Source organism: Clostridium sp. NSJ-49, from assembly GCF_014287725.1.
Lineage (GTDB): Bacteria > Bacillota > Clostridia > Clostridiales > Clostridiaceae > Clostridium > Clostridium disporicum_B.
The window spans coordinates 1-9494 of record NZ_JACOOP010000080.1; the positions used below are offsets into that span (position 1 = coordinate 1).

Consider the following 9494-nt stretch of genomic DNA (forward strand, 5'->3'; position numbering starts at 1 on the left):
ATTAATTTTATTGTAGGTTTGTTTACCATACAATAAAAAATTCAAACTTATATAATTTTCAAAGAGCGAGCAATTCTATGAAAAATCAAGCTATTTTTTCATATCAGCTTAACAGATTCAAATAAATTAACTTATTATAACATAGTAAAATTTCACTTACAAACAGCAAAAGGAACATTAAAAACATAATAGATGGAGATACATGAAACTATAAATCCATAATTAAATAAAATACTTTTTATTAATAAAATATACTCAAAAACAAAGAAATTTGTTAACAAATAAATTGTAATAATTCTGTAACGTTAAAAGCGGTTATTTTAATATATAATAGTAAATAAGGATAATTATAGTAAATGGAGGTGGAGAATATGGGATTTAATTTAAAGATAAAAAGTATTATAAAATATTTTATAATTATAATTGTATTTATCATACTTGTCGGGATAGTAGTTGCATTAGATTTTTTTAATTTATTACCACAACAAAGTTATACAGCGGATGATTTTGATATAGAAACTATATTAAGTGATACTGATTATAACGGAAATGGAATAGATGATTATACAGATATAGTTATTGGTGCTAGAATTGATGCTAAAAATAAGCCTAAATATCATAGTGCTTATTATGATGGAGGATATCCACCTAATGAAGAAGGTGTATGTACTGATGTTATATGGAGAGCATTTAGAAATGCAGGTTATTCGTTAAAAGATATGGTAGATAAAGATATTGAAGAGAATGTTGACTTGTATCCAAGAGTTGAAGGTACACCTGACAAGAATATAGATTTTAGAAGAGTACCTAACTTAAAGGTGTTTTTTGATAGGTATGCAGAAGCTTTAACTTTAGATCCTTATGACATAGAGGAATGGCAACCAGGAGATATAGTTATTTTTGGAGAACAATATCTTCATATAGCTATAATTTCTGATAAGAGAAACAAAGATGGGGTACCATACATAATTCATAATGGAGGACAACCAGTTAGAGAAGAAAATATGCTTGTAAAATACACAATATGGCAGCCAATAACAGGACATTATAGATTTAAAGGGAAAGTTGATTAGAATTAAATAGTATAATGCATATAAACATTTAACTAAATGATAGATTGAGAGATAAAGCAAAAATATTGGGTACATTATTTTAGTATTAAAGTCAAAAAATATTCTAATAATATTTAGTATAAATAATTTTATTTACTTCTTTTATAGTATTTAATTTTAAAGGAGTTTTGGAGGAAAAAATGAAATTAAATGATAATATTTATGTACTAAAATTAAAAGCTACAATGAATCCTAATGAATATATATATCCTGTATTAATAGCTAAGGAGAATAGATTACTTTTAATAGATACTGGTAATCCAGGACAGATTGATGATATAAAAAAAGCTATTGAAGAGGAAGGGCTTAGCTTTCAAGATTTATCAGCAATAGTTATCACTCATCAAGATATAGATCATGTAGGATGTGTTAAGGATATTTTAAATGAGTTACCAAATGTAAAGGTATTTGCATCTGAAAATGAAGCTAGATATATAAATGGAACTAAAATGCCTACTAAAGTAGCAAATTTAGAAAGAAATCTTAACTATTTACCCAATGAAGCTAAAGTTTTATATGAAAAAATGAAAAATTTTTATTCTTGTAATAAAGTTGAGATAGATGAGATTTTAAATGATGGCGATTTGATTCCAGGATTTAATGAGGTGAGTGTTATTTATACACCAGGCCATACACCAGGTCATTTAAGCTTATATATAGAGGAGGAAAAAGTATTAATTGCTGGAGATGCATTTATAATTAAGGATGGGAATATAAGAACTACGGATAGTGATTTAAACTTTAATGATGAAGAATATTATAGCTCTTTAAAGAAATTACATAATTATGATATAAGAGAAGTTGTATGTTATCATGGAGGAATATACAAGAAAAATATAAATAAAGCTATTAAAGATATAATAAATATATAGTTAAGGGAAAGAAAAGAGTTAGAGATTTATATAAAAAAAGCTCTAACTTTTTTAGTTTAAGCATTATTTATAGATACTTTGTATAGAATTAAGTAAAAGTGGACAATAATTAAACTGAAGAAAAAAATGTTATATATAAGGAGAAGTATTTATGGATAAGGTTATATGCCCAAAATGTAATGAAATAGTAACTGAGGGAGCTGGAGTTAAGTCAGAAGGAATAATAACTTGTGAAAAGTGTAAATATCAACTACATTGGGAATGTGATGGAGAAAAGACTATTAGCAAATAATATTTTATATAAAAATATGCCTTTAGCATGGAGCAAATTATCTATGCTAAAGGCATATTTATTTTATTAATAAAAAACCTTTGTAGTGAAGAGATAATTAATATATTAAATTAAGTTTTTTAATTTAATAATAGGAAATATTTAGAACTATACTGAATAATAATACTAAAAAGGGGGCTTGTTAATGGAATATGCGGATGTTTATGACAAAGACAGAAGAAAGTTAGGAAAAACCGTACTAAAAGGAGATAAGCTTACCCCAGGAGAATATTATTTAGCAGTACATGTATGGATTATGAATAGTAAAGAACAGTTTTTGATTCAAAAAAGAGCTAGTACAGTCTTATATAATCCTAATAAGTGGTCTTTAACTAGCGGAGCAGCAATAGTAGGTGAAGATAGTTACGGAACATGCATAAGAGAAGTTAATGAAGAGCTTGGGATAGAACCTAATATGGATTGTGCTAAAGTTATGTTCACTCTAGAGAGAGGTGATAATTTTTGTGATATTTGGTTAGTTCAACAAGATATAAATTTGAATGAATGTGTACTTCAAGTTGAAGAAGTTAGCGAAATTAGATGGGCTACCAAAAAAGAAATTTTTAAAATGATAGCAAATGGAGAGTTTGTACCATATCCATATATAAAAAGGTTTTTTGAAAAGATTAGTTAGTGCTGATAGCAAGAGAAATATTTACTGATATAAGAAATACTTATCTGGTCATAGAAAGTATTTTCATCTCATTCAAAGCTAAATATTTCTCTTGTGAAAAAGCAAATTTAAATTATACATATTAAAAACTCTTAATTAATAAGGAGGAAAATCTAATGCGAAAAACTAAGGTATATTATAGAGGATGTTTAGTTGGAGGGGCTATAGGCGATGCTTTAGGCTGGCCAGTTGAATTTATGTCCTTGGAAGAAATAAAAAGTAAGTATGGAAAAAATGGAATAAATAACATTATTATAGGGAGACGAGGAAGAGCTGAAATAACAGATGATACACAAATGACTTTATTCACTGCAGAAGGATTATTAAGAGGAGAGACTAGAGGCTATAACAAGGGAGTAAGCGATAGTAATAAATGTATATATAATGCTTATTTAAGATGGCTATATACACAAGGTGATCCAGCAGATGATGATTTAAATATATATGATGGGTATTTAATTAAGCAAAAAGAATTATATGTAAAAAGAGCGCCAGGAATGACTTGTTTGACATCGTTAAGAAATAGAGAGTTAGGAACTATTGATAATCCTGTGAATGATAGCAAAGGGTGTGGATGTGTGATGAGAGTAGCTCCAGTGGGACTATTTTATAGACCTAACTTTGCTTTTAATAAAGGCATGGAATGTGCCGCTATAACACATGGTCATATTACAGGACATTTATCAGCAGGAGCTTTTGCCTATATTATTTCTAGTATAATATCTGGAATGGATATAGTTCACTCTGTGGAAGATGCTTTAATTGAACTTTCTAAATATTATAATAGTGAAGATGTTATAGATATATTAAAAAAGGCTATTAATTTATCTACAAGTAAAAAGAGTAATGAGATATGTATAAAAGAAATAGGACAAGGATGGATTGCGGAAGAAGCACTTGCTATAGCAGTTTTTTGCGCATTGAGATATAAGGATGATTTTGAAGAAGCAATAATAGCAGCGGTTAATCATAGTGGAGATAGTGATAGTACAGGAGCTATGACAGGAAATATTTTAGGTGCACATCTAGGTTTAAATAAAATTCCTAGAAAATGGACTAGTAAGTTAGAGTTATATGATGTAATAACTAAAGTTGCAGATGATTTATTAACAGGCTATTCTGATGAGGGAGATTGGTGGATGAAATATCCGGGATATTAAAGGATTATAGTTAAATCAAATGTAAATGTTATCATCGAAAGAATAAATAGAATAAGGTAGTAAGTGTGATATAATTATGTTAACAAATGAAAGAAGTATAAGGAGAGCGTATGGGAAAATCAAATGTTAATATAATTAAGAAAGAAAAAAGTATTATAAAAAACTTAGCAAAATGTGCTTGGATAATATATTCAAGTATTGCAGCTATATGTATAGCTGCAGTAACAATTATAAATTCTACATGGATATATAAGTTAGTAGTTAAAAAGTATGATTTAACAACTATAACAGGATTAAGTGAACAAGCTTTAATGATGGAATATGGAGGATTGATTAATTATCTTCAAAACCCATTTATAGACAAGCTTGAATTTGATAATTTTGTTATGAGTACTTATGGAGAAGTTCATTTTTACGAGGTTAAGAAGATATTTATAGCCTTGATGGTAATTATTGCTGTTTTTATAATGGCATTAGCTGGATGGTTCATTTTTAATAAATATAAAAAGGGTTCGATAAATATTAGAGGATTACTAAGAAATTTTAATAATAGTGCAAACCTATTAATAATATTCTTTATAGGAATAGTAGTTCTTTATTTAATAGATTTTTCATGGGCATTTACAATGTTTCACAAGTTGTTTTTTAGAAATGACTATTGGATTTTTGATCCAAGGATAGACCCAATTATAATTGCTCTTCCAGAGGAATTATTTATGATATGTGGGGGAGCAATTTTAATTTTATTAGTTATTATGATTATAGCTGTTAAATGGGGATATTATAGAAACAGAAATAATATTAAGTCATACTCAGAAAACAGTGCTATAGAGGTATAAATAGCATAATACGATTATGAGAGAAAATGGGAATAAAACAATTTATGCAAATTGCAAAAATTATAGTGAGATAATGTTCATGTTAAGAACATATTGTTTAGTACCAATAAAAGAGGAGTTAAGTAGCGATAAGATAGAGATTTAAATAAGGGGACTTATTTATTATAGGAATAAATGTATCAATAGTATTTTATAAGAATATGATGTAATGACAATAAATTTTAATTAGGATTTAAAATGAGTAAAACTAAGTCTGAAGTAAAAAAGATTAGAAAAAAGATATCATATACCTTAAAGCATGAAAGAGAATCTAAGAATCAACCATCATTTACTAAGGAGGATGCATTACTTATAGCTAGAGCCTTGAAAATTGATTTCGCTAAAGAAAAGTTTGATTTAGACGAGTTTACGGCTGGGGTTAATGTTGAACTTGAACATGGAACAAAGTGTCCCGAATGTAATGTAACCAAAAATGATCCAATACTTACAGGAAAAATAGCTTTAGCGCATTTGAAGGAGTTCCCGGATTATTACACAAGGTTAAAGAAGTTGGAGGAAGAAGCTACAAAATATTGGAGTGAAAATGTTTAGTTAATTTCCATGATTTTAGAGGCATAACTAGTAGAGATAAGATTAGTTGAGAAAAACTACTAGATGAATTTGATAATATAAGACAATTGCCTTCGGAATAGAGTTATGACACTCTGCCGAAGGCACATTTTTTTAAAATTAAGTTTTTATTAGTTATGCAGTAACGCTAACTATCCAGTCTTTACATTGTGGAATTGTGCAAGCTACGTCTTGAGGATCTACCTTTGTTACAAATATTATATCTCTAGTATCTACAGTTGGTCTAAGTTTTTCTAATATTTCATCAGAATTTAAATCAGATACTACTAAGAAACCGGTAGGGGTAAAATGTGCCCATTTTCCTAGTGTTTCTATTGTACAAACTAAATCATAATCTGGATCCCCTCCGCATCCACAATCTTCACCGTGTTCGTGGTCTTCTCCACAACCACAGCTATCACTATGTTCGTGATGATGGGCTTCTCCACATCCACAGTTATCATTATGCTCGTGGTGATGCTCATCTCCACATCCACAACTTTCACTATGAGCATGTGTTCTTTGTTGCATAAAATATGTAATTAAATGTACTGCCATAATAACACTCCCTTTTTATTTATTTTTTACTTAAGTTCATTTAAGAAATTAGAACTTTAAAGATTTACTTAACTGTATACTATACTACTTGGGATTAAAAAGCAAATAATCAAAAATAACGTATATAAGATATATTTATAAATTTTAAATGTAAAGCGATTATAAAGTTGAAAAATAACTATATATGAATTAAATTCGAGATTTTATTTGCAATTAGATTAAAATTAAATATTTATACAAAAATTAATGGAAGAGACTTAAAGAAGATTCTAGATTGATTTAAAAGTTAAATAATATTTATAAAAGTCAGCATAGGAATAGTCTATGTTAACTTTTATATTAACGAATAATTAATAAAAATATAGAAAAAAAATCAATAAAAAGTGGTAAAAATTTACAACAAGGGGTATAATAATTATATATAGATATTAAAAGTTACTAAGGGATAAATAAAAATAATCTTGAGAATGTGTTTATTTCTTGTTAACGTTTAAATGGGTGGTAAAAGGGAGATGTAGCTATGAAAGAGAGAGTAAAAATAATTTTTCAACGTATACTATGGAACCACAAAAAAAGAGTGATGTATAGAAAGCGTAATAAGATAAAGAATGAAAAAATAAAAAAAGCTATATAGTAAAAGAATTATTTAAGATACAATATATAAATTTCATATAAACTTTAGTATATTAAAAAATATTATATACATTAGAGATAGTTAGATAATATAAAAAGTAGAGCTTCGGCTCTATTTTTTTATTTTAGTTATATATAAGGTGAAATCCTTAGACCCGTGGAATCACAAATATATCAGCATAGCAATAGTATAGTAGTGAAAATTTTTATTAATGGAGAAATATAAAGTGGGATATTATGTTGGAGTTAGTGGCAATACAAAAATTTATGTAGAGGACATTAATATAGAATGTAAGGACGTTATAGTGTTTCTACATGGATGGCCAGGAAACCATAACTTATTTGAATATCAATTTGATTACTTTTCACAAAAGGGATATAGATGTATAGGGTTAGACCAAAGGGGATTTGGAAAATCTGATAAACCATCATATGGGTATGATTATAATACATTGGCTGATGATATAAAATCCGTTGTTGATCAGTTTAAGTTGAAAGATTTCACATTAGTGGGACATTCTACTGGGGGAGCTATTGCGATAAGATATATGGCAAGACATAATGGCTGTGGAGTATCAAAACTTGTATTATGTGCAGCTTCAGCACCTAGTCTTATAAAACGACCTGACTTTCCTTATGGGTTAGATAAATCAGCGGTTGATAATATAATAATGGGAACTTATATGGATAGGCCTAAGATGCTAGAAGACTTTGGGAAAAGTTTTTTCTATAGGAAGGTAAGCAGACCGTTTTCAGAATGGTTTTTACAATTAGGTTTCCAAGCAGCAGGATGGGCTACAGCAGAAGTTGCCGTACATGGATTAATGAGTGTCTTTTTGAAGATATGAAAGAAATAAATGTTCCTACACTAATCATGCATGGAATCCACGATAAAGTAATTTTACCTCCACTTGGAGAGGTGCAAAATAAACTTATTAAGAACTCTAAACTAGTAAAGTTTAAGAAAAGTGGACATGGACTATTTTATGATGAGAAAGATAAATTTAATGAAGAATTGATGAGATTTATTGAGGAGGATAATTAAATTTAATTATTCCAGTCTTCGCATATGATTTGCTAATTTGAAGTAATGCAGATATTAACTTATGTTATAACTGTAAATAAAACTATGATATAATATGAAATAACAGTAATAGAAAAAGAGGCGATAATAATGCAACTATCAAAATTTACAGATTATGCTTTTAGAGTATTAATATATTTAGCAAATAATAGAGATAAACTTTCTACTGTAGAAGAGCTGGCAGTAGAGTTAAATGCATCAGAGCATCATATAAAAAAAGTAGTTCATAAGCTTGCAAAAACAGATTTTATAATATCTATAAAGGGAAGAACTGGTGGACTTAAGCTGGGACTAGAGCCTGAAGAGATAAATTTAGGAGATGTTCTTAAGTTAACAGAGGATAATCTTAATCTAATTGAATGTTTCAATAAGCCAGATAGTTGTCCATTTATGGCTCCTGGCTGTAAGCTTAAAGGCATATCAGCAGGTGCACTTAATCGATTTATTGATGAATTTTCAAAATATACACTAAAAGATATTTTATAAAAAATAGTATTAATGGGAATTATAATGATAGATATAGCAAAAGGTGAGTGTTTAGTATGTTATATAATGCATTATTATTTCCATTATTTTTTTCTATGTCATTATTTATGAACAGGGGACAGGTAGAGAGTAGTCCTGATATTAAGAGAGCAGTAGAGGAGTGTATAGATAATTATAGTGAAAATGTAGCTGTATATTATTATAGATTAGATGGAAAAAAAGAATATTATTTAAATGAAGACAAGGTATTTAGAGCAGCTAGTTTAAGTAAGGTTCCTCAGGCAATGGAGGTGTTAGATAAAGTAAGTAATGGTGAGTTATCTTTAGATACAATAATAGAATATAGTGAAGAGGATTATGAAGAAGGCACAGGAATACTTAAATTAAAAGAGAACATAGGAAGTATGACTGTAAAAGAAGCTTTAGAATTATCATTACTTTACTCTGATAACATTGCTAATAATATGTTGAACAGGATATGTGGCTATGATTTAAATTATTATATATCAAAATTAAGTGGTGAAGATATAACTGTGGGAAATATTACAACAGCAAAAGAGCAGGTTGAAATTTATCGGAAGCTTTATTCAGATGAGAAATATTCTTTAATATTAGACTTGCTAAAAAAGACATGCTGTCATGATAGATTAGACAAGTATATTGAAAATGATAAAGTAGCCCATAAATTTGGGAACTATTATCGATATTATCATGATGCAGGTATTATATATGACGACAATCCATATATATTGGTGGTTCTAACTAAGGATATAGGAGCATTATCAGAAGTTCTTGAAGATGGAGCAATAGAAGATGAAAGAAGGTTAATTGATGATGGAGAAAAATCCTGTGAACTTATAGCTGAAATATCTATTAAAATATATCAATGCAATTAAAATAATGAGTTTCTTAATATATAATATATTAAAGTATTAGTAATAACTTGACTATAAAATAATTGTTATATTTTCACATATTATTAGAAATATGATAAAATATATGTGAAATTATATTGATTGAATCTGTTAAGTTGATATGAAAAAATAGCTTGATTTTTCATAGAATTGCTCGCTCTTTGAAAATTATATAAGTTTGAATTTTTTATTGTATGGTAAACAAACCTACAATAAAATTGAT

10 protein-coding genes and 1 pseudogene are annotated in these 9494 nt (G+C 28.1%); 10 read left to right on the forward strand and 1 reads right to left on the reverse strand.

What is annotated here, in order from left to right; translation table 11 throughout:
* Positions 1-371: 371 nt before the first annotated feature.
* From H8S10_RS17075 to H8S10_RS18225, 7 genes are all read left to right on the forward strand, one after another.
* Positions 372-1073 carry a DUF1287 domain-containing protein gene (locus tag H8S10_RS17075; protein WP_186839672.1) on the forward strand — a complete coding sequence of 234 codons (702 nt, stop codon included), beginning with the start codon at positions 372-374 and terminating at the stop codon, positions 1071-1073.
* Positions 1074-1252: 179 nt separating this feature from the next.
* Positions 1253-1984 carry an MBL fold metallo-hydrolase gene (locus H8S10_RS17080; protein ID WP_186839673.1) on the forward strand — a complete coding sequence of 244 codons (732 nt, stop codon included), beginning with the start codon at positions 1253-1255 and terminating at the stop codon, positions 1982-1984.
* 151 nt (positions 1985-2135) lie between these two features.
* On the forward strand, positions 2136-2276 hold the full coding sequence (locus tag H8S10_RS17085) for a hypothetical protein (protein WP_156334254.1): 141 nt from the start codon (positions 2136-2138) through the stop codon (positions 2274-2276).
* Between the two features lie 184 nt (positions 2277-2460).
* The gene (locus H8S10_RS17090) at positions 2461-2949 is read left to right on the forward strand and encodes an NUDIX domain-containing protein (RefSeq protein WP_186839674.1); all 489 of its coding nucleotides are present in this window, start codon (positions 2461-2463) and stop codon (positions 2947-2949) included.
* Between the two features lie 155 nt (positions 2950-3104).
* Positions 3105-4148, forward strand: a complete 1044-nt coding sequence (locus H8S10_RS17095; protein WP_186839675.1) for an ADP-ribosylglycohydrolase family protein — start codon at positions 3105-3107, stop codon at positions 4146-4148.
* Between the two features lie 110 nt (positions 4149-4258).
* Entirely contained in the window at positions 4259-4987 is a 729-nt protein-coding gene (locus H8S10_RS17100) for a TIGR01906 family membrane protein (protein WP_186839676.1), read from the forward strand.
* A gap of 237 nt (positions 4988-5224) precedes the next feature.
* Positions 5225-5578, forward strand: coding sequence for a DUF5661 family protein (locus H8S10_RS18225; protein WP_055264576.1), 354 nt, complete (start codon positions 5225-5227; stop codon positions 5576-5578).
* A 153-nt stretch (positions 5579-5731) separates the two neighbouring features.
* Here the strand turns inward: H8S10_RS18225 and H8S10_RS17110 are convergent, their stop codons facing one another.
* A complete protein-coding gene (locus H8S10_RS17110; RefSeq protein WP_243175904.1) occupies positions 5732-6154 on the reverse strand; it encodes a hypothetical protein in 423 nt (140 codons plus the stop codon).
* A gap of 860 nt (positions 6155-7014) precedes the next feature.
* Between H8S10_RS17110 and H8S10_RS17115 the strand changes: the two are divergent.
* From H8S10_RS17115 to H8S10_RS17125, 3 genes and pseudogenes are all read left to right on the forward strand, one after another.
* Positions 7015-7832: pseudogene (locus H8S10_RS17115) on the forward strand (alpha/beta hydrolase).
* Between the two features lie 129 nt (positions 7833-7961).
* Positions 7962-8357: an Rrf2 family transcriptional regulator gene (locus H8S10_RS17120; RefSeq protein WP_055264579.1), complete on the forward strand. Its 396-nt coding sequence runs from the start codon at positions 7962-7964 to the stop codon at positions 8355-8357.
* A gap of 56 nt (positions 8358-8413) precedes the next feature.
* Positions 8414-9253 (forward strand): serine hydrolase, encoded by an 840-nt coding sequence (locus tag H8S10_RS17125; protein ID WP_186839677.1) that lies wholly within the window; start codon positions 8414-8416, stop codon positions 9251-9253.
* Positions 9254-9494: the final 241 nt, after the last annotated feature.

Excerpts from the sequence above, each read along its gene's own strand:
- H8S10_RS17075 (WP_186839672.1), top strand. The coding sequence starts at position 372 with ATGGGATTTAATTTAAAGATAAAAAGTATTATAAAATATTTTATAATT.
- H8S10_RS17080 (WP_186839673.1), top strand. The coding sequence starts at position 1,253 with ATGAAATTAAATGATAATATTTATGTACTAAAATTAAAAGCTACAATG.
- H8S10_RS17085 (WP_156334254.1), top strand. The coding sequence starts at position 2,136 with ATGGATAAGGTTATATGCCCAAAATGTAATGAAATAGTAACTGAGGGA.
- H8S10_RS17090 (WP_186839674.1), top strand. The coding sequence starts at position 2,461 with ATGGAATATGCGGATGTTTATGACAAAGACAGAAGAAAGTTAGGAAAA.
- H8S10_RS17095 (WP_186839675.1), top strand. The coding sequence starts at position 3,105 with ATGCGAAAAACTAAGGTATATTATAGAGGATGTTTAGTTGGAGGGGCT.
- H8S10_RS17100 (WP_186839676.1), top strand. The coding sequence starts at position 4,259 with ATGGGAAAATCAAATGTTAATATAATTAAGAAAGAAAAAAGTATTATA.
- H8S10_RS18225 (WP_055264576.1), top strand. The coding sequence starts at position 5,225 with ATGAGTAAAACTAAGTCTGAAGTAAAAAAGATTAGAAAAAAGATATCA.
- H8S10_RS17110 (WP_243175904.1), bottom strand. The coding sequence starts at position 6,154 with ATGGCAGTACATTTAATTACATATTTTATGCAACAAAGAACACATGCT.
- H8S10_RS17120 (WP_055264579.1), top strand. The coding sequence starts at position 7,962 with ATGCAACTATCAAAATTTACAGATTATGCTTTTAGAGTATTAATATAT.
- H8S10_RS17125 (WP_186839677.1), top strand. The coding sequence starts at position 8,414 with ATGTTATATAATGCATTATTATTTCCATTATTTTTTTCTATGTCATTA.